The organism is Acinetobacter sp. LMB-5, from assembly GCF_001541635.1.
Classification (GTDB): Bacteria; Pseudomonadota; Gammaproteobacteria; order Pseudomonadales; family Moraxellaceae; genus Acinetobacter; species Acinetobacter pittii.
This window is the reverse complement of sequence record NZ_LRDR01000006.1, coordinates 84,082-103,185: the sequence shown is the minus strand read 5'-3', so window position 1 is coordinate 103,185 and position 19,104 is coordinate 84,082. Positions and strand designations below refer to the sequence as shown.

At 37.8% G+C, this 19,104-nt stretch carries 21 protein-coding genes; 16 read left to right on the top strand and 5 right to left on the bottom strand.

Annotation, left to right across the window (positions count from 1 at the left end; all coding sequences use genetic code 11):
- The first annotated feature begins 1 nt into the window (after position 1).
- Positions 2-532, top strand: coding sequence for a flavin reductase family protein (locus AW165_RS09390; RefSeq protein ID WP_060465652.1), 531 nt, complete (start codon positions 2-4; stop codon positions 530-532).
- 53 nt (positions 533-585) lie between these two features.
- Positions 586-1,533, top strand: a complete 948-nt coding sequence (locus tag AW165_RS09385; RefSeq protein ID WP_060465651.1) for a SphA family protein — start codon at positions 586-588, stop codon at positions 1,531-1,533.
- 57 nt (positions 1,534-1,590) lie between these two features.
- On the opposite strand, the gene AW165_RS09380 is transcribed toward AW165_RS09385, so the two are convergent.
- From AW165_RS09380 to antA, 4 genes are all read right to left on the bottom strand, one after another.
- On the bottom strand, positions 1,591-2,643 hold the full coding sequence (locus AW165_RS09380) for an AraC family transcriptional regulator (RefSeq protein WP_060465650.1): 1,053 nt from the start codon (positions 2,641-2,643) through the stop codon (positions 1,591-1,593).
- A 449-nt stretch (positions 2,644-3,092) separates the two neighbouring features.
- Positions 3,093-4,127, bottom strand: a complete 1,035-nt coding sequence (antC, locus tag AW165_RS09375) for an anthranilate 1,2-dioxygenase electron transfer component AntC (RefSeq protein ID WP_081410597.1) — start codon at positions 4,125-4,127, stop codon at positions 3,093-3,095.
- 5 nt (positions 4,128-4,132) lie between these two features.
- Positions 4,133-4,624 carry an anthranilate 1,2-dioxygenase small subunit gene (gene antB, locus AW165_RS09370; protein ID WP_000076811.1) on the bottom strand — a complete coding sequence of 164 codons (492 nt, stop codon included), beginning with the start codon at positions 4,622-4,624 and terminating at the stop codon, positions 4,133-4,135.
- Between the two features lie 2 nt (positions 4,625-4,626).
- Positions 4,627-6,042 carry an anthranilate 1,2-dioxygenase large subunit gene (gene antA, locus AW165_RS09365; protein WP_060465648.1) on the bottom strand — a complete coding sequence of 472 codons (1,416 nt, stop codon included), beginning with the start codon at positions 6,040-6,042 and terminating at the stop codon, positions 4,627-4,629.
- A gap of 221 nt (positions 6,043-6,263) precedes the next feature.
- On the opposite strand from antA, the gene AW165_RS09360 reads away from it, so the two are divergent.
- The 7 genes from AW165_RS09360 (at position 6,264) to AW165_RS09330 (ending at position 11,663) form a co-directional block, all read left to right on the top strand.
- Positions 6,264-6,614 (top strand): winged helix-turn-helix domain-containing protein, encoded by a 351-nt coding sequence (locus AW165_RS09360; RefSeq protein ID WP_060465647.1) that lies wholly within the window; start codon positions 6,264-6,266, stop codon positions 6,612-6,614.
- A gap of 186 nt (positions 6,615-6,800) precedes the next feature.
- The gene (modA, locus tag AW165_RS09355; RefSeq protein ID WP_060465646.1) at positions 6,801-7,586 is read left to right on the top strand and encodes a molybdate ABC transporter substrate-binding protein; all 786 of its coding nucleotides are present in this window, start codon (positions 6,801-6,803) and stop codon (positions 7,584-7,586) included.
- Positions 7,583-8,275: a molybdate ABC transporter permease subunit gene (gene modB, locus AW165_RS09350; RefSeq protein ID WP_025468404.1), complete on the top strand. Its 693-nt coding sequence runs from the start codon at positions 7,583-7,585 to the stop codon at positions 8,273-8,275. Before modA ends, modB begins: the two co-directional genes overlap by 4 nt.
- A 4-nt stretch (positions 8,276-8,279) precedes the next feature.
- Positions 8,280-8,900 (top strand): ATP-binding cassette domain-containing protein, encoded by a 621-nt coding sequence (locus AW165_RS09345; protein WP_060465645.1) that lies wholly within the window; start codon positions 8,280-8,282, stop codon positions 8,898-8,900.
- Positions 8,901-9,259: 359 nt separating this feature from the next.
- Positions 9,260-10,030, top strand: a complete 771-nt coding sequence (locus AW165_RS09340) for an SDR family oxidoreductase (protein WP_060465644.1) — start codon at positions 9,260-9,262, stop codon at positions 10,028-10,030.
- A 67-nt stretch (positions 10,031-10,097) separates the two neighbouring features.
- Positions 10,098-10,760, top strand: coding sequence for an isochorismatase family protein (locus tag AW165_RS09335; RefSeq protein WP_017481154.1), 663 nt, complete (start codon positions 10,098-10,100; stop codon positions 10,758-10,760).
- Positions 10,761-11,261: 501 nt separating this feature from the next.
- A complete protein-coding gene (locus tag AW165_RS09330) occupies positions 11,262-11,663 on the top strand; it encodes a transcriptional repressor (RefSeq protein WP_005069251.1) in 402 nt (133 codons plus the stop codon).
- 66 nt (positions 11,664-11,729) lie between these two features.
- Here AW165_RS09330 and AW165_RS09325 read toward each other — a convergent pair whose 3' ends face one another.
- Positions 11,730-13,520 carry a bifunctional metallophosphatase/5'-nucleotidase gene (locus tag AW165_RS09325; RefSeq protein WP_060465643.1) on the bottom strand — a complete coding sequence of 597 codons (1,791 nt, stop codon included), beginning with the start codon at positions 13,518-13,520 and terminating at the stop codon, positions 11,730-11,732.
- Positions 13,521-13,769: 249 nt separating this feature from the next.
- On the opposite strand from AW165_RS09325, the gene pqqA reads away from it, so the two are divergent.
- From pqqA to AW165_RS19170, 7 genes are all read left to right on the top strand, one after another.
- Complete coding sequence (gene pqqA, locus AW165_RS19175; RefSeq protein ID WP_001982218.1) at positions 13,770-13,844, top strand: pyrroloquinoline quinone precursor peptide PqqA; 75 nt, start codon at positions 13,770-13,772, stop codon at positions 13,842-13,844.
- A gap of 74 nt (positions 13,845-13,918) precedes the next feature.
- Complete coding sequence (gene pqqB, locus AW165_RS09320) at positions 13,919-14,830, top strand: pyrroloquinoline quinone biosynthesis protein PqqB (protein WP_060465642.1); 912 nt, start codon at positions 13,919-13,921, stop codon at positions 14,828-14,830.
- Between the two features lie 8 nt (positions 14,831-14,838).
- Positions 14,839-15,597, top strand: coding sequence for a pyrroloquinoline-quinone synthase PqqC (pqqC, locus tag AW165_RS09315; protein ID WP_060465641.1), 759 nt, complete (start codon positions 14,839-14,841; stop codon positions 15,595-15,597).
- Positions 15,594-15,878 (top strand): pyrroloquinoline quinone biosynthesis peptide chaperone PqqD, encoded by a 285-nt coding sequence (gene pqqD / locus AW165_RS09310; RefSeq protein WP_005069244.1) that lies wholly within the window; start codon positions 15,594-15,596, stop codon positions 15,876-15,878. Before pqqC ends, pqqD begins: the two co-directional genes overlap by 4 nt.
- Positions 15,875-17,029: a pyrroloquinoline quinone biosynthesis protein PqqE gene (pqqE, locus tag AW165_RS09305; protein WP_060465640.1), complete on the top strand. Its 1,155-nt coding sequence runs from the start codon at positions 15,875-15,877 to the stop codon at positions 17,027-17,029. The genes pqqD and pqqE overlap by 4 nt, the downstream gene beginning before the upstream one ends.
- 18 nt (positions 17,030-17,047) lie before the next feature.
- On the top strand, positions 17,048-18,100 hold the full coding sequence (locus tag AW165_RS09300; protein WP_060465639.1) for a dipeptidase: 1,053 nt from the start codon (positions 17,048-17,050) through the stop codon (positions 18,098-18,100).
- Between the two features lie 579 nt (positions 18,101-18,679).
- Positions 18,680-18,856 carry a hypothetical protein gene (locus tag AW165_RS19170; protein WP_002113575.1) on the top strand — a complete coding sequence of 59 codons (177 nt, stop codon included), beginning with the start codon at positions 18,680-18,682 and terminating at the stop codon, positions 18,854-18,856.
- Positions 18,857-19,104 lie beyond the last annotated feature (248 nt).

Here is a 19,104-nt window from a genome sequence, read left to right as displayed (position 1 = left end):
AATGGACACAATTGAAACTTTAGCTTTACAAGCGATTAATGCTGAAAACCCAAGAGAAATCCGTAATTTACTTGGACAGTTTGCAACTGGCGTTACCGTGATTACAACTTGTGGTAAAGATGGTCGGAAAATAGGAATGACAGCCAATTCATTTTCATCACTGTCTTTAGATCCGCCATTAATTTTGTGGAGTCTTTCAAAGACGGCGCCAAGTTTGCCTGATTTTGTAGAAGCTGAATATTTTGCCATTCACATGTTGGCACAGGAGCATCATCAACTTTCTGGACATTTTGCTCGGGGTGCTGAAGATAAATTTGCAGGTATTGCCCATCAACAATGCGATGCAGGCGTTCCAATTTTATCCGATGCACTCGCAACCTTGGTTTGCCGTAATGTAAATCAGTATGAGGGTGGAGATCACCTGATTTTTATTGGTCAGATTGAACAATACCAACAACGCCAAGGTGAACCATTGGTATTCCACGCAGGAAAGTATTGGATTGCCGCTGAGCATCCAGAATTAACACATTAATTCACCACAATCACGATCAATCCGGTCGTGATTTTTTTATAGGAAATAAGAAGATGAAAAGCACTTTAATTAAACATGGCTTTTTAGCTGGGACATTGTTGGGTTTGCCATTAGTTTCTCATGCCTATGATTTACCGACCGTAAATTTAGGTATGACCAGCTTTCTCGATGGCGGTTTACCCGCAGGGCCTGGCTGGTATGCTCAAACTTACTTTCAAAATTACGATAGTAATAAACTGGTCGATGCCAATGGACAAAAATTAGGTTTACCTAAAACAGATTTAAATTATCAGGTACTGGTTGAACAGATTAGTTATTTATCGAATGTCCGAGTAAAAGATAAAGCCAGTCTAGGCATGAATTTTTTAATTCCTTTTGTCAGTAAAATGGACATGGATGATGGCTTGAATAATGCTGCTATTAAAGCCCAAAGCGGCTTTGGAGACATTATGATCGGACCTTTTATTCAGTTCGATCCAGTCATGGGCGCGCAAGGGCCGAAGTTTGTACATCGTTTTGAGTTTCAGGTGAATTTACCTACTGGCGAATACGATCGGCAAAAAGATATTAACCCCAGTAATAACGCTGTTTCATTTGACCCTTATTGGGCTGCAACGTATTGGTTTAATCCTAAATGGACTGCATCCACACGTATCCATTATCTCTATAACTTTAAGAATAATGACCCAAGCTATGCTTTTGTTGGAGCAAATGATATGCAGGCAGGGCAAGCAATTCATGCAAACTTTGCAACGGACTATGCCATTACTGAACAGTTTCGCTTAGGACTCAATGGCTATTGGCTAAAACAAGTCACTGATACCGAAGTCGATGGTGAAAAAGTCAAAGGTAGACGTGAGCAAGTCTGGGCGATTGGTCCGGGTGCGATGTATAGTTTTTCTAAAAATGATCACTTGGTTGCAAATGCATATTTTGAGCAAGATGCTGAAAACCGTCCAGAGGGAACACGACTACAAGTTCGTTATGTCCATCATTTTTAAATTATAAGAAAAGCCTTTTATATCAATCAATATAAAAGGCTTTTGTCTATTTTAAGCTTAAGAAAAAATTGAAGTAATTAAGCCTTCACTATGACCAGAGCGGCGAGTAGAAGAAGGTAACTCGCCATAACGGCGTTTGTACTCTTGTGAAAAACGGCCTAAGTGAGTAAATCCCCATTTAAATGCAACGTCAGTGACAGATAGATTTTCATTGTGCATCAGCTCTAAATGGGCTTGCTCAAAGCGTAACTCTTTTAAATAAGACATTGGGGTTGTCCCCAAATAATTTTTAAAACCGGTAAATAGCGTTCTCACACTCACGCCTGCATGTTCAGCCAAAATTTCGACATTAAGCGGCTCATGTAAATGTTCTTTAATATAGGCTTCTGTGCGCTTTACGAAATAAGGAGAGACTGTTTTTTCTTTATGCTGGTCTATTTTATGCAACGCATTATTGGGTTGACCATAAATAAGTGCATTAAACAAATTTGACTCAAATTGTTTAAAGGCTAAAGGATGATGGAGTGGATGTTGCTCACATGCTAAAGCATCCATTAATGTTCTAACGAGCTGTAAAAAGTAGGCTCCACTTTGTGTAGAAAAGTCTAATTTTGGATCAAAAACGAGTAAGTTGTTTTCTGAATCGGCAATGTGCTGACGGCAATGGTAAGTAAAATCATTCTTTGACACTTTTAGAATGAGCTGCGGTGAGTTCGCATGCCAGCGCATACGTAAAGATTGCTGAGGTGAAATAAGAGATGCAACTTGAGAATAAGAAATAAACTTTTGTGAACCAAACTCGATTTCTGCGTAGCCTTGAGTTGGAATTTGAATTAAGTAAAAGTTATCCAGATGATCTGGTTCAATAATGACATCCGCGCCATATTCCAAGCGACTAATAGACAATGCGCCTGTTTTAACATGGTGCATGGTTGCACTGAAATCTCGCTTCTGATGAGAGATTTTAAGATCATGCGGTTTAAAAATTTGCCCCACATTTCGGCAGGTTTCACTTAAATCTTGGTGATCAAACACCAAATTATGATCAGTAAAGATAGACTCATTTTGAAAATGACGTCCACTGAGTTCGGGGGAGTTGGCTTGGTTCATATTTATCCCTTTTGGCTCACTCCTGTATTTACTTGCGTTATAAAAGCTTTAAAAATTCGATGCACAGCAAGTAAATACGGCACTTAAAAAATTAAGTTACTCGCAAATTACAATGAGATATAAGCAAAATACAGACCAATTTATCCGTTAATTAATGTGATTTTCTCAAATTTTTAAGTCGGATTTTATCCTTCAATTTAATACATTCGAGAAATAGAATAAGGGGATATAAAAGGTGCTATAAGTTAATCTCATCATGACCTTATTCCTTAAGATCTATCAAAATTTATAGCAAATCCGAGTGAGCTGGTCAATTTATTTTGTCGGAATTAATTATTTTATATTATTGATATATAAAAGCTTTTAATTTAAATGCAAAAATTCAATATACCCCTTGCAGAGTATATTGAATCATTTCAGGTTTAGTAGTTTTTAAGCTATTTATACTTTTAACGTGAGGTATTGCTTTGTAAAAACTTCTCGCTGTAAATACGATAATTTTGCAGAGCTTGCTCATCTAACCAATTTTTAACGGCTTCAATCATTGGTGGTGGGCCACATAAATACATATCAAAAGCTTGTTCAGCCAGTTGATCTTTATTTAAGTGCTCATGAATATAGCCTGCTTTGCCTTGCCAAGTTTCGGTTGCTTTAGTCACAATCGGGTGATAACTAAAGTTTGGTAGTTGTTCCGCATAGGCATGTAAACGCTGTTGTTCACACAAGTCAGTTTCATTATTTACGCCGTAATACAACTGAACTGAAGGTGAGTTCGGTTGCTCGACCAAGTTATCAAGCATTCCCAAGAAAGCTGATAATCCTGTTCCACCAGCTACAAAAACCAGTGGTCGCTGTACTTCACGTAAATAGAAACTACCAAGCGGCGCTTCAATGAGTAGGGTTTGTCCGACCTGACAACGATCACGCAAGTAATTACTCATCACACCGTCTGGCAAGAGACGAATTAAAAATTGCAATTGATTGGTTGCATTTGGTCTATTTGCAAAAGAATAAGAACGCCAATCTTCAGTATCTGGAATTTGCAAACGAGCATATTGACCCGGTAAAAACTGAAGTTGTTCAGTATGACTGCTTGCATCAAGATATAAGATTGCTGTCGTTTCAGAAACCAGCTCAACCGCAGTCACTTGGGTTTCAATTTTTAAAGTATCACCAGCATTGCAAATAGCAGAATCATGATCGAAATAAAAAGCTGCATCAGATTTCACACGAGTCTGGCAAGCTAACATTTTACGCTCAGCCAAATCACGTTCACTTAATGCATCTTCATCAACATATTCTTGTTCATAAATACCAGTTTCACACTGACCCTGACAGGTACCACAAACACCTTCGCGGCAGTCTAACGGCAGGTTAATTCCTTGGCGAACTGCTGCATCAAGCAATAATTCGTCGTTATTTACCGAAATGAAAAAGGTTTTGCCATCGGCAAAGTTAAGTGCAACTGAATGTCCCATTTTCATTCCCCTTAAACGTGATAGAAGTCTAAAACGGAATCAATTTTGTCATTCAGCAAAATGCTGTGCTGACGACGAATACGGAAACTATCTGCTGTTTGGCGTAAAAGATAAGTAGCGTGTCCGTAAAAACAGCCTTCTAAACCTTGACGGTTATAAAGCGTTTGCCATGCAACTTTTGCTTCAATTAATCCATCATCCAGTGTTTTAACTCGGATGTTGTTTATGCTGTGCAAAGTACGTGGTAACGGAGTTGCAGATGCTGCTTTTCCGGTACGAATACGGAATACACGGTCTTCAAGTCCTGTACGGTCTGCATAATAGATATAAGACAAACCCTGATTTGGATCTTGAACATAGTTATGGTCATCAATCCACTGTGGAATATGATATTCACTATCTTCATCGTAAAGTTCTAGGTAGGCATCCCAGTCATAAGCATCACAAAGTTCTGCTTTTTTGTACAAAAACTGAGATACAGCAAAATGTAGTTCTTGTGACATGGTTACACCTCATCCATTAGGGCATTGTTTTCAAAAGTAATATCCTGCATTTTTAATGCTTTCTTGTTTAATCCGTCGAGCATTAGACGTTGCCAGTGCCCATGCTGGTTTACATAGAGTCCTTCATGGGTAAACTCACGGCCAGTAATGACGGGTTGGATGCCTAAATCTTGTGAGTTTTTGGTTGCACCATATTCCCAAGACTGACAGCCACGAGAAATATCGCTCCAACGTTCAAGTCGTGCCTGAAAACCTTTTTGCTGTTCACGGAATTCAACTAAATCGTCGGGTGTACCAAGACCTGATACGTTAAAGAAATCTTCAAACTGGCGAATACGGTTACGGCGTGCTTCTGCAGATTCACCTTTAACGCCAATACATTGGCTGATGACTTCAGTTTTATTCCATGCCACAGGGCGAACAATACGAAGCTGAGAGCTAATTTGATCCATAAAAAATAGGCTAGGGTACAAGTTTAAGTTTCTTAAACGATGCATTGCCCATTCAGCATATTTTTCGCCATATTTTTCGACCATATACGGCATAACTGTGCTGTAGCCCGGACGAACTGTCGGATTTGGCATGTCACTGAATAAAACACTGTGGCCATTCTTAAAACTAAACCAGCCATCGTCAGTTTCTGAGTCACCCGCACCCAACTTGCTATAGTCAAGTGTGTCGAGTTCAGCACCTTTTGATGCATTGACTTGCTGGCGGTGTTGAACTGTAGAGACATAGTTATAGTGAACAGTGCTGACATGGTAGCCATCTAGACCATTTTCATTTTGTAGCTTCCAGTTACCTGCAAAGGTATAAGATGACTTGCCTTGTAATACTTCGAGTTCACCTGTTGGCGACTGATTAACCATTAAATCAAGGAACAGTTTTGCATCGCCCAAAAAGTCTTCTAGTGAATCTGTTGCTTTAGTATCAAGACTTACAAATACGAAACCACGGTAGCTGGCAATACGGCCTTGTTTTAAGCCTCGGCTTGATTTATCAAAATCTTCACAATATTCACCAGGTGCTTTTACTTTAACTAAACGGCCATCTGACTTATAGCACCAAGCATGGAACGGACAAGTAAATGTAGATTGGTTGCCTTTTGCAACACGTGTTAAGGTCGCACCGCGGTGTTCACAAGCATTGACCATGGCATGTAGTTCGCCTTTACCATCACGGCTCACAATAATCGGCTGACGGCCAATTTGAACGGTTAGGAAATCATGATTGTTTGGAATCTCACTTTCGTGACATGCATAAATCCAAACCTTTTCAAAAATAAGTTCCATTTCCAAGTCAAATAGTTCAGGCTCAGTAAACATATTGCGTGCAATACGAAACACGCCATCATTAGGACGGAAGTCGATACATCCATCTATAAAATCATTCCATTGTTTTAAATTAGATGAGGTCATTGCTCAATCCTCCAATCAATCAGCTTTTAACTGATTGAACCGCGATTAAGCCTTTGCCTCTATCCGTTTTTTCCAGATCTTTATCCACTTTGTGCAGTTTTGATTTTTTGATCGAACTCTTTTTAGGAAAGAGTATAGATTTAAAAATTCTATGTGTTTTAACCTATCAAAGTTCCTTATAATGTTAAGGAGCATAAAATGAAATTTTGTGAACTAAGTCTATGAAAGAACAAAACTTAAAATTACAAATTAGAATTCTTTTAGAGCAGAATATTGCATTTGGTCCGGGTAAGGCAGACTTACTTGAAGCGATTGAGAAAACTGGTTCGATCTCACAAGCCGCAAAATCTATGAATATGAGCTACCGCCGTGCATGGCAATTGGTCGATACGATGAACCAGTGCTTTGAAACAGCTTTAGTGGAAACTCAAACGGGCGGAACACATGGTGGTGGGGCAGCCGTTACAGCTTTGGGCCAGAAAGTCTTAGAGCATTACCGCCAAATGGAAATCAATGCCCGACAAGCTTTAGAGCGTGATTATCAAATCATGAGTAGCTATTTAAAAGGTTAAGATAAAAGATTGCTTAGGGATGAAATCTTTTAATTTGGTATAGCTTTTGCTTAATCCAAAGTACATGCTAAAAAGCGCTGCTGCATTCCAGTCATCTATATTTAACGAATTATGCTTTTCATAATCTTCGTGTAGCGCTATATTCTTAGATATATATCGCTGTAAAACGATAAAAAGGTAAAAATAATGGTAAGTGATACGAAGATAAAAAAATTGGCTTTAGCCTGTTCAGTCCTCAGCATAGGATTTGTCTTTAATATCTCAGCCAAGGCTGAATCAGTTACTGTTTATGCAGCAGCGAGCTTAACGAATGCAATTAACGATTTAGAAAAAATTTACGAAAAACAGAATAAAGTAGAAGTTAAAACTTCATATGCGGGTTCATCAACCTTAGCGAAACAAATTGAAGCTGGGGCACCCGCAGATATTTTTATTTCAGCAGATACCCAGTGGATGGATTATCTGCAAAACAAAAAACGAGTTGCCGCAAATGACCGCATAAATTTACTAGGCAATCGTTTGGTGCTAATTACCCCTAAAGGGCAGTCACTAAATGTAAAACTAGATAAAACCACCGATCCAAATAAACTGTTTAAAGGCAAGATTTGTACAGGTGATACCAAAAGTGTGCCTGTAGGCAAATATGCTAAACAAGCTTTTACCAATTTAGGCTGGTGGAGCCGTATTGAGCCAAAGTTAGTTGAAACAGAAGATGTTCGAGCTGCATTAAATTTTGTTGTGCGTGGTGAATGTCAGGTAGGGATTGTCTATGCAACTGATGCAGCGATTAGTAAAGACGTAAAAGTAGTTAGTGTATTTCCAGAAAATACACATTCGCCAATTATTTATCCAGTAGGGATGATTAAAAAAAGTCCGAATTCAGCAAAGTTCTATCAATTTCTACAAAGCAATCAAGCCAAAGCAGTCTTTAAAAAATATGGCTTTAGTGTGTTGGCTTCAGTTAAACCATGATGCTTTCTTTAACCCCAGAAGAGCTCAGCGTTCTGCAACTTTCTTGTAAGGTGGCAGCAAGTTGTCTTGTGGTCAGTATTATTCCTGCAATTTGTGTGGGATGGTTTCTGGCACGTAAAGAGTTCTGGGGTAAGTCGTTTATTGAAACATTGATGTTTTTACCTTTAGTGTTACCGCCAGTGGTTCCTGGTTATTTACTTTTACAAGTTTTTGGCAGTCGCGGCATTATTGGACAATATTTGGCACCGCTCGGAATTGATTTTGCATTTAACTGGAAAGGCGCCGTTCTTGCTTCGGCAGTGATGGGTTTTCCGCTTTTGGTGCAATCTATTCGACTAGCAATTGAATTGGTCGATCAGCGTTTAGAAATGGCAGCAAAGACATTAGGAGCTTCATCTTTAGGGGCATTTTTTCATGTCACTTTACCTCTTGCCAGCAGTGGCATTTTAGTTGGTGCTATTTTATGTTTTTGCCGTAGTTTAGGTGAGTTTGGTGCGACCATTACCTTCGTGGGTAATATTTCAAATGAAACACGGACTTTGCCTTTAGCTATGTATAGCTTAATGCAACAACCAGATACAGAGGCCGCTATTCAACGGCTTATTGTTTTATCGTTAAGCGTGGCTTTTTTAGCGCTATGGTTTGCGCAGTGGTTTCATCGTTATCAAAAGAAGCGTTTAGGGCGGTAAAATTATGTTGATTGATTGCCGTTTCCAGCTACAAATGGGTCAATTTCATATTGAACCTAGTTTCCAGTCAGATGCTTCTGTTATTGGCTTATTCGGTGCATCGGGTTCAGGTAAAACATCGATTTTACATGCCATTGCTGGCCTGAACACTCCGCGTAGTGGGCTCATTAAAATACAGGACCAAACATGGTTTGATTCAGATCAAAAAATTAACTTGAGTACCCAAAAGCGGCATGTTGGGTTGGTTTTTCAAGATGCTCAGCTTTTTCCGCATAAAACGGTAAAGCAAAACTTATTATTTGGTCTTAAGCATCTTTCCCAACAAGAACGTCACTTTGACGCAGATTACATTATTGAATTATTAAAGCTAGGGCATTTATTACAACGTATGCCTATCAAACTTTCAGGTGGGGAAAAGCAGCGCGTGGCACTAGGTCGAGCATTGTTATATTCACCTAAGCTGTTACTGCTTGATGAGCCTTTATCAGCATTAGATGCGAATCATAAAGCTGAAATTATTCCTTTTTTTCAGAAAGTAAAAGAGGAAATAAAAATTCCAATGATTTATGTGAGTCATGATATTCAAGAGATTGAACAACTGACCGAAACTATGTGGATTTTATAATTTTTCATTTTTTATACGCATTTCCAAACTTACGAGAGTCGGAGTTATAGAGAACTCATTCTTAGCCTGCTGGAGATTGAACCCTAAAAAGTTACTAGGTTTGATAAACCATAAACCTGATTTTAGCCGAATAAATCAAAACCTGCTTTATTGAAAATGATTATTAACAATAAAATATTTCTGACCTTCTAATTTAATAAAACTAATATAAAACAACAATTTAATTTAAAATTTTAAGCTAAAGCTCATTTACCTGAGATCATAAATTAATCTTTTATCTTAATTTGCTCTTGATAAGAATGATAATTATTTGCAATTATATTTATAGATTTCTTTATAATATAAATTGGAGTATCCACATGCGCTCTACCATCGTGGTCACAGGTGCTGCAAGAGGGATAGGAGCGGCTATTGCCAAGCAACTACTAGATCAGGGCTATCACGTTATTGGTATTGACCGACAAGAAAATCCTAAACAATGGGATATCAGCAAAACAATAACGCCAGATCAAACTTCACAATGGCAAGGCATCTCACAAGACATTACCCATCAACAAGAAACACAAACTTTAATTTCAGAGCTTTTAGAAAGATACGAAATTACGGGGTTAGTAAATGCAGCAGGCGTATTAATTATGCGCTCCATGCTTGAAGCCAAAACGGAAGATTGGGAAACACTTTTTGCGGTCAATGTCATGGCGCCTATCGCGATCAGCCAACAAGTAGCTAAACATTTTTGTGCAAAAAAGCAGGGCAGTATTGTCACTATTAGTTCAAATAGTGCACGAATGCCGCGTATGCAACTTGGTATGTATGCCACCACTAAGGCTGCACTGAGTCATTTTTGTCGCAATCTGGCACTTGAAATCGCGCCTTATCAAGTCAGGCTGAATATTGTTTCACCAGGATCTACTCTCACTCAAATGCAGCAACAACTTTGGACTGATAATGCACCTCCACCTGCAGTAATTGATGGTGATTTGAGCCAGTACCGAACAGGTATTCCCTTAAGAAAACTCGCGCAACCAGATGATATTGCCAATACCGTGAGCTTTTTACTTTCGGACCGAGCGGCCCAAATTACGATGCAAGAAATAGTGGTAGATGGGGGAGCGACACTTGGGGTCTAAAGATTACTTCAGCACAACAACCATCTGAAATTAAAAATATTTTGAAAGATAGAAAAGGAAAATACTAATGAGTATTCCAAAGATTGCAAGTTACAGTATGCCCCAAGCCCATGAATTTACTCCCAACAAAACAAATTGGTTATTGAATACCAATCGAGCTGTTTTATTGGTTCATGATATGCAGCAATACTTTTTAGATTTCTATGACTTAACTCAAGAACCTATTCCAGAACTCATTAAAAACACCAAAGCATTAATTGACGCCGCTCATCAATCTAATATTCCCGTTGTTTATACAGCACAACCCGGCAATCAATCACCTGAACATCGACAATTATTAACTGATTTTTGGGGACCTGGTTTAAAGAACGAGCCGAGCTTTACGCAGATTTTGCCAAAAATTTCACCTCAAAAAAATGATACGGTTCTTACCAAGTGGAGATATAGTGTTTTTAAATTTTCACCTCTCGAACAACTCATGCGGGAGTCTGGTCGCGATCAACTCATTATCTGTGGTGTATATGCACATATTGGTTGTTTAATGAGTGCTGCGGAAGCATTTATGCTAAACATACAGCCATTCTTATGTGGTGATGCACTAGCTGACTTTAGCCGAGAAGAGCACGATATGGCGTTAAAATATGCTAGTACACGATGCGCTCAAGTCATGACAACACAACAAGTGATTCATGCATGGATGCAAGAACAAGATGCACTATCCTTAGCATAATAGTCATTTAACTTATTCTATTTAAAATATAAAAAGCAGATCATCGATCTGCTTTTTATATGGCTGGAAATGAATACTTATAATAGAGAATGAAGGCAACTCATCATCATTTAATCAGTAATGTATAATGTTTATCATTATGTATTTGATAATTACTTAATATTGAATATTAAAACTTATATGTATATGATACACCGCTAAACACAAATGATAATATTTATCATGTGTTAATCATTATATAGAATAAGCTCGAAAAATGACTTAACGAAGAGGGTCGCAATATGGTTCAGCTCAAGAATGCTTTTATTCGCCAAGGGCGTACATGTAGATAGTGAGGTAGGAATAATATTAAATTATTCAGAATCTTATAATCAGATCAAAGCTTATTTATAGGGTAATAAGCTCTGTATACATCAAATCATTTCCATAATTTTCAAGTAAGTATAGACAAAATAATTTTAAAAAATTTCTATTTTTTTTCAACATTAAGGTTAATTAATCATGACAGCAACTTCAAAATCATTATTAAATGGACTACCCATAAAAAAATCGAGAATACAGGTTTTTGAAATTTTAAATCAAAATCCACAAGGCTTAAGTGCTGTGAGTATTTATACGCAAATTAAAAATGAACATAAAATAACGCTAGGAACGATTTATCGAATCTTGTCGGAATTTGAAAACCGTAAACTCATCAAAAGGGTGTTTTTAGGAAAAAGCAAAAGTATTTATAAGCTTAGAAAAGACAAGATGAGTTGTAACCTCATTTCGCTCAAAACCTCTGAAGCCTTGAACTTTGAACATGACAAAGTTAAAGAATTACTTCATGAGGTTACTGATATTATTTTTGCAAATACCGGAGTCGATATCAGTAGTGTTGAGCTCAATCTATATACCGAATAAAAATCTTTTAAACTGCCATAAAAATAAAGGACAGCATCATACTGTCCTTTATTGTCATTAAATCAGTTACTTGATAACTTTAATTCGAGTCGTAGCTGGAATAGTTAAAGGTGAATCTTTAGAGTTTTCAGCAACATAGTTTTCAAGCGCATCAATATCTTGACCACCACCGACACGGTTTTGGCCTTCTTTTAATACCGTAAAGTTGTCACCACCATCTGCCAAGAAGCTATTTACCGTCACGCGATACACTTTAGTGTCAACCAACGGCGAACCTGCAATCATAATATTACTTACTCGTGGTGAAACAGATGTATTTGCTGCATATTGGTAACTCAACTCTTTAGATGGCTGTAAAATTCTAGGTGAATTTGCATTTGCACCAGACCATTGCTGTTCAAGCACATCTCTAATCTGTTTGCCAGTTAAGCTCAACGTCACAATAGAGTTACCAAATGGTTGAACTGCAAAAACATCGCCAAAGGTAATCTGGTTACTACTATTAATGAGTAGATCCGCACGCACACCACCTGGATTCATTAACGTAAAGTCTGAGCCTTGATTACTTGCTTTTAAGGCAGCCGCTTGTTGAGCATCGGCAATCATAATACCTAGCGGACTTTCACCACTTTCGACTTGAGTACGGCTCACAACGGCAGTAGATGTACCAACCACACGACTTGAAATGGTGGTCACAGCTTGGCGGTATTTATCTAAGATTGCTTCAATGCTTGGGGTTTTACTAAATTTTTGATAGAGATCGGTAAGGCTTACCGTGGTTGTACCGGATGTATATGCTTCACTTTGTACAGGAACCTGTTTCGCATCTTTTTTAATGACATCACCAGTTTTACCATCTAATTCAATCTTGATGTCAGTAATGAGCGTGCCATATTGTCCAGCTGAAGTAAGTAAGAATGGTTTTGCCGGGTTTTTTGTAGAATAGTCACAAATATAAGATTGATGTGTGTGACCTGAAACAACAATATCAACTGCTGGATTAAGCTTATCCAAAATTCCTAAAATCGGACCACTCAAACCATCACATGTTTTTTGATTGAGCTTCGTACTTGGCGCCGCACCTTCATGGACAACGACTACAATCGCTTCAATTCCTTGTTTTTTTAATTCAGGAATTAACGCATTTACCGTATCTGCTTCATCACGGAACTCAACATCTTTAATACCTGCCGCAGAAACAATACTTGGCGTCGCTTTAAGAGTTAAACCAATAAATGCGACTGGAATTCCGCCATAAGTTTTGACTTTATAGGCTGGGAAGATCGTTTTACTGGTGTCATTTTTCATTGCGACGTTAGCAGCAAGGAAATCAAATTTTGCACCACTAAAATTTTTATTAATTTGACAAGGTGCAGTGCTGGTATATTGCTGACATCCACCATTTTTTAAACGGCGTAATTCGTCTGTACCCCGATCAAATTCATGGTTACCCACAGCATTAAAGTCAATTTGAATATCATTCATGACTTCAATGGTTGGTTCATCTAAAAATAAAGAAGAGGTGAGAGGAGAGGCGCTAATTAAATCGCCTGCCGAAACCACAGCATTATTTGGATTTTCTGCTTTAAGTTTTTTAATTGCATCGGCAAAGTAACTCACTCCTCCCACAGGAATACGAACAGATTGAGCAGCATCATTTGGATTTGGTGCCTCGACATAACGCTTAGGTGGCTCAAGATTTCCATGAAAGTCATTAAAAGCTAAAATATTTACGGTTTGATTGCTTCTTTGGGCAGGTGGTGCTGTCTCATTATCATCATCGTCATTACATCCCGCCAATAATGCTAAAGCCAGAGAAAGTGTTGTTACTTTAAAAAGTATTGTTAAATTTTTCATTTTTTTATCATTTGATCAATTAAGACGGATAAAAAAATACGCTTTTAGTATGAATGTTTGATGAAACACTCAATAAGCAAATATGTTCGAAATATTAAAATTTGGACAAAAAACACAATTATCGAACAATATCTTAGCTAGGGGTGGTCTACAAACCCAATTTTTTTATTTAGAATAAATTTTTAATTGCCTTATAAATCTTAATCAAGTGATTCATTTCATAAGATTAATATGAACCGGAGATAATTTATGCAATGGACTAAACCAGCTTTTACTGATTTACGCATTGGTTTTGAAGTTACAATGTACTTTGAAGCACGTTAATCAGTTTCATCAAATATGTCATAAGCCCTAGTCTTGTTCTAGGGCTTATCTCTTTCTAATAAGATATTAATTTTATGTATATTTATGTTTTAGGTTCAGCTGCCGGAGGCGGGTTTCCGCAGTGGAATTGTAATTGCCCGAATTGTCATGGTGTGCGCACAGGTACAATCCAAGCCAAAGCCCGTACTCAATCATCGATTGCTGTTTCTGAAAATGGAACAGACTGGGTTTTATTAAACGCGTCACCTGATATCCGCCAGCAACTCTTCGAATTTAAAGCAGCGCAACCAGCGCGTAAATTGCGTGATACAGGAATAACAAGCGTTATTTTAATGGACAGTCAGTTAGACCATACCACTGGGCTTTTAACCTTACGTGAAGGTTGTCCAATGAATGTATGGTGTACAGAAATGGTCCATCAAGATTTAACTAGCGGCTTTCCAGTTTTTAATATGCTCAAACACTGGAATGGCGGTCTTCAATATCATGAGATTAACCCTAAACAAGCTTTTAAAATTAATGATTTCGAAAATTTAGAATTTTTACCCTTAATTATTAAAAGTGCAGCTCCACCATATTCTCCGCATCGAAATGACCCACATGATGGCGATAATATTGCTTTAATTATCAAAGATCATAAGACACAAAAACAGTTGTTCTATGCGCCGGGTCTTGGAAAAATTGACGATCAAATCATGCAGATTATGCAGGGTTCAGACTGCGTCATGATTGATGGTACGCTTTGGACAGACGATGAAATGCAACAAACAGGGGTTGGAACTAAAACTGGCCGTGAAATGGGGCATTTATATATTAGTGGCGAAGGTGGGTCACTGTCTTATTTAAACCAGCTGAGTACACCTAAAAAAGTGCTGATTCATATTAACAATACCAATCCAATTTTAAATGAAAACTCTAGTCAGTTTGCTGAGCTTAAAGCAAATGGTGTAGAAGTTGCCTATGATGGCATGCAGATTGAACTCTAAGGTGAAACATGACTCAAACACCTGAAGCTTTAACGACTGAACAATTCAAACAAGCCATTATCGATAAAGGCCAGTATTATCATATCTATCATCCATTTCACGTGATGATGTATGAAGGTAAAGCCACCCAGCAACAAATTCAGGCTTGGGTTGCAAACCGATATTACTATCAAATTAATATTCCGCTTAAAGATGCGGCGATTATGGCAAATTGCCCTGATCAAAGAGTCCGTCAAGAATGGATTCAACGCATGATCGATCAAGATGGTGAATATCCAGATGGCGGTGGCCGAGAAGCATGGTTACGGTTAGCTGAAGCTGTGGGCTTGAGTCGTGAACAAGTTATTTCGGAAGAATTAGTTTTGCCGGGTGTACGTTTCGCAGTAGATGCATATGTGAACTTTGCACGTCGTGCTTCATGGCGTGAAGCAGCAAGCAGCTCTTTAACTGAACTTTTTGCTCCACAAATTCATCAGTCACGACTTGATTCATGGCCGCAGCATTATCCATGGATTGATGATAAAGGCTATGAGTATTTTCGTTCTCGTTTGAGTCAGGCACGCCGTGACGTTGAACATGGTCTAACGATTACGCTTGATTCATTTACAACTTTTGAGCAACAAGAACGAATGCTTGAAATATTGCAGTTTAAGCTAGATATTTTATGGAGCATTTTAGATGCTTTAACACTTGCACATGTTCACAATGAAGCACCGTATCACAGCGTGACAAGCAAACGAGTTTGGCACAAAGGACTATTTAAATGAATAAAGAGCAGTTTGATTTAAACCTTGTGCCAACATGGCGACAAGGTTACCGTTTTCAGTTCGAGCCAGCTCAAAATGGTTTTGTGATTTTATATCCTGAAGGCATGATCAAATTAAATGAAAGTGCAGGGGCAATTGGACAATATATTGATGGGCAGCAAAATGTTTCTGCAATTATTGCTCAGTTAAAGCAAAAATTTGGTGATATTGCTGAGATAGATCAAGATGTAGTGGATTACATGCTGGTCGCACAGCAGCAACACTGGATTGATTTAGTATGACAGAAGGTGTTGGCCTGCCTTTATGGTTATTAGCGGAGTTAACTTATCGTTGTCCGCTACAATGCCCATATTGCTCAAACCCATTAGACTACGCTCAGCATAAAAATGAGCTAACCACCCAAGAGTGGTCTGACGTTTTTGATCAGGCACGTCAAATGGGTGCTGTTCAACTCGGCTTTTCTGGCGGTGAACCACTGGTACGTCAAGATTTAGAACAACTCGTTGCACATGCTCATCAGCGAGGGTTTTATACCAACCTCATTACCTCAGGCATGGGTCTTACCGAACAACGTATTGCTGATCTAAAACAAGCGGGTTTAGACCACATTCAAGTGAGCTTCCAAGCTAGCGATCCTGTGGTAAACGATGCCTTGGCAGGTTCAAAGCATGCTTTTGAACAAAAGTATGAAATGTGCCGATTGGTTAAGAAATACGATTATCCGATGGTCCTTAACTTTGTTATTCATCGACATAACATTGACCAGATTGAACAAATCATTGAACTTTGCCTTGAACTCAATGCAGATACAGTCGAGTTGGCAATTTGTCAGTTTTATGGCTGGGCTTTTTTAAACCGCCAAGGTTTATTACCAACACAAGAGCAACTGACACGTGCAGAACGGATTACCAATGAATATCGAGAAAAATTAAAAGCGCAAAATCACCCTTGCAAACTCATTTTTGTAGTGCCTGATTATTATGAAGAACGACCAAAAGCCTGTATGAATGGCTGGGGTAAAATCTTCTTTACGGTTGCTCCAGATGGTATGGCGCTACCTTGCCATGCAGCACGACAACTGCCCATTTCGTTTCCAAACGTCCGCGAACATAAATTGTCAGATATTTGGTACAAATCAACTGGATTTAATCATTTCCGTGGCGATGCATGGATGCCAGAAGGGTGCCGTAGCTGTCCCGATAAAGATCGTGACTATGGCGGATGTCGTTGTCAGGCCTATATGTTGACTGGAGATGCGGCTAATGCCGATCCTGTATGTGGGAAATCGCCGTATCATCAAATGATTGAACAAGCGCGAGCAGAAAGTCAATTGACTGCACCTTTGCAAAATTTAGTATTCCGTAATAGTAGAAACTCTAAATCCTTAAGCACCACACAAAATATTCCAGTCCACACAATTACAGACATATAGCAATTAACAGGAATACTCATGAAGCCTTGCCATATTCCAGTTTTTGATGGACATAATGATGCATTAACACGCTTATGGCTAAGTGATCATCCAGATCCTGTACATGCTTTTATTCATGAATGCCTATCAGGCCATCTTGATTTAAAACGCTGTCAAGAAGCTGATTTTATTGGTGGAATGTTTGCGATTTTTTTACCGCCATATAGCTATGTGCAACAGCATCATTCCAATAAATTATTTGATCCGAATGCTTCTGATTTTACGCAACAGCAAATTGAACAAATTTGCTTGGAACAACTCGATTTAGCTCACCAACTTGCTCAGTATTCTAAAATTATTAAAATCTGCACCTCGGCTCAAAATATTCAGGATTGTTTAGCAAAGAAAAAGCTAGCAATTGTATTGCATATGGAAGGTGCTGAAGCTTTACAACAAAATCCTGATTTACTCGATGTATTTTATGAAAGAGGCTTGCGTAGTATTGGCCCCCTGTGGAATAGACCTAGCCGCTTTGGACATGGTTTAAATGCTAAGTTTCCGCACTCACCTGACACGGGAGCAGGTCTCACGAGTGATGGCAAACATTTTATAAGACGCTGTGCAAATAAAAAAATGGTGATTGATGTTTCACACATGAATGAGAAAGCTTTTTGGAATACTGTAGATATATTGCAGCAGCCAATTGTAGCAACACACTCTAATTCACATGCTTTATGCCCTCAAGCTCGCAACTTAACTGACCCACAGCTTAAAGCAATACGGGAAAGTAAAGGGATGGTGGGGGTAAATTTCGATGTCGCTTTTTTACGGTCGGATGGACAACGAAATGCAGATACATCGATTGATGTAATTTTGGAACATTTAGAATATTTAATGGATCATTTGGGCGAAGAATATGTGGGCTTTGGTTCGGACTTCGATGGTGCACTTATAGGTACTGAACTTGAAGATGTGACAGGCCTACATCGCTTAATTGAACGTATGCAACAGCGTGGTTATTCTAAAACACTGATTGAAAATATATGTCTTAATAATTGGGTGAGGGTGCTTTATAGAATTTTTGGTCAATAATGAATGACTAAACAGAGTTAATCTACAGAATCATAACTATTTTTTTATTGGCCGAAATGACTAAAAAAAATACAAATAGTTTAATTGTCAACCATTCGGTATATTCACTACACTCAACCTTACTGAATGTAAGAACATTTGGTATTTCAGGTCTTTTGTGGTTTTCACATCACCCATTTCTTTATGAGAAGTAGAAATGGGTTTTTTCTTATCCTAATTATATAAACGTGACAGTCATCACAATAATCGCTAATTATTGGTAAAAACCCTCAATCCCATCTTGACTAAAAGTTCAGCATTAAATACATTTGTAATGTATTTTTAAAGATAATAAGATTGCATAAAGCGATTCATAATACTGCTTAATCCTGAAATACAGTGAAAAGCCTATTCTTTTTTAGAATAGGCTTTTTGCTTTGTATCAAAATTTATTTTTCGGGATTATTTTACTCTTCAATTAACATAAAAAATAAACACCTTACAAAAGCGGAGCAAATGAAAGCCGTTAAATAACAAATTTTATGCTATTAATTTAAGCTAATTTCTCAAAAGTTACTCCGTTAATCGAAGAGGTGCAAAATGTTAAAGTCAATTATAGTATTGGGAACAGGTATCGCGATTGGGATGTGTATGTACAAGAAAAAGCAAAAAAATAGCAAAAGCTTTACCACAGATAGTGATACAGACTCATTGATTAGTAAAGACACTGCTAAAAATAAAGATGATGGTTCGCTGGATAACGCAGTACAAGTTTAGAATTAAATAAAAAGGGTTCAGTTAATGAACCCTTTAATTTTGATTAAAAGTAAATTTTTTAATAAGTAATATTTACATTGAATAGATTAACTTAAAAATAATATTTAAATTAAATAATCACTCAACTATTCATTTAATTATTGCAAAAATATGATTAAAACAAAGAAAACACTTTCATTATTAAAATTTACATATTGTATCAGTGGAGTCTTTATTATTGTCGATGCGGATAATAAAAAAATGGAGAC

Coding starts and splice junctions, on each gene's coding strand:
- AW165_RS09390 (WP_060465652.1), top strand. CDS start 2: ATGGACACAATTGAAACTTTAGCTTTACAAGCGATTAATGCTGAAAAC.
- AW165_RS09385 (WP_060465651.1), top strand. CDS start 586: ATGAAAAGCACTTTAATTAAACATGGCTTTTTAGCTGGGACATTGTTG.
- AW165_RS09380 (WP_060465650.1), bottom strand. CDS start 2,643: ATGAACCAAGCCAACTCCCCCGAACTCAGTGGACGTCATTTTCAAAAT.
- antC (WP_081410597.1), bottom strand. CDS start 4,127: ATGAAAATGGGACATTCAGTTGCACTTAACTTTGCCGATGGCAAAACC.
- antB (WP_000076811.1), bottom strand. CDS start 4,624: ATGTCACAAGAACTACATTTTGCTGTATCTCAGTTTTTGTACAAAAAA.
- antA (WP_060465648.1), bottom strand. CDS start 6,042: ATGACCTCATCTAATTTAAAACAATGGAATGATTTTATAGATGGATGT.
- AW165_RS09360 (WP_060465647.1), top strand. CDS start 6,264: ATGAAAGAACAAAACTTAAAATTACAAATTAGAATTCTTTTAGAGCAG.
- modA (WP_060465646.1), top strand. CDS start 6,801: ATGGTAAGTGATACGAAGATAAAAAAATTGGCTTTAGCCTGTTCAGTC.
- modB (WP_025468404.1), top strand. CDS start 7,583: ATGATGCTTTCTTTAACCCCAGAAGAGCTCAGCGTTCTGCAACTTTCT.
- AW165_RS09345 (WP_060465645.1), top strand. CDS start 8,280: ATGTTGATTGATTGCCGTTTCCAGCTACAAATGGGTCAATTTCATATT.
- AW165_RS09340 (WP_060465644.1), top strand. CDS start 9,260: ATGCGCTCTACCATCGTGGTCACAGGTGCTGCAAGAGGGATAGGAGCG.
- AW165_RS09335 (WP_017481154.1), top strand. CDS start 10,098: ATGAGTATTCCAAAGATTGCAAGTTACAGTATGCCCCAAGCCCATGAA.
- AW165_RS09330 (WP_005069251.1), top strand. CDS start 11,262: ATGACAGCAACTTCAAAATCATTATTAAATGGACTACCCATAAAAAAA.
- AW165_RS09325 (WP_060465643.1), bottom strand. CDS start 13,520: ATGAAAAATTTAACAATACTTTTTAAAGTAACAACACTTTCTCTGGCT.
- pqqB (WP_060465642.1), top strand. CDS start 13,919: ATGTATATTTATGTTTTAGGTTCAGCTGCCGGAGGCGGGTTTCCGCAG.
- pqqC (WP_060465641.1), top strand. CDS start 14,839: ATGACTCAAACACCTGAAGCTTTAACGACTGAACAATTCAAACAAGCC.
- pqqD (WP_005069244.1), top strand. CDS start 15,594: ATGAATAAAGAGCAGTTTGATTTAAACCTTGTGCCAACATGGCGACAA.
- pqqE (WP_060465640.1), top strand. CDS start 15,875: ATGACAGAAGGTGTTGGCCTGCCTTTATGGTTATTAGCGGAGTTAACT.
- AW165_RS09300 (WP_060465639.1), top strand. CDS start 17,048: ATGAAGCCTTGCCATATTCCAGTTTTTGATGGACATAATGATGCATTA.
- AW165_RS19170 (WP_002113575.1), top strand. CDS start 18,680: ATGTTAAAGTCAATTATAGTATTGGGAACAGGTATCGCGATTGGGATG.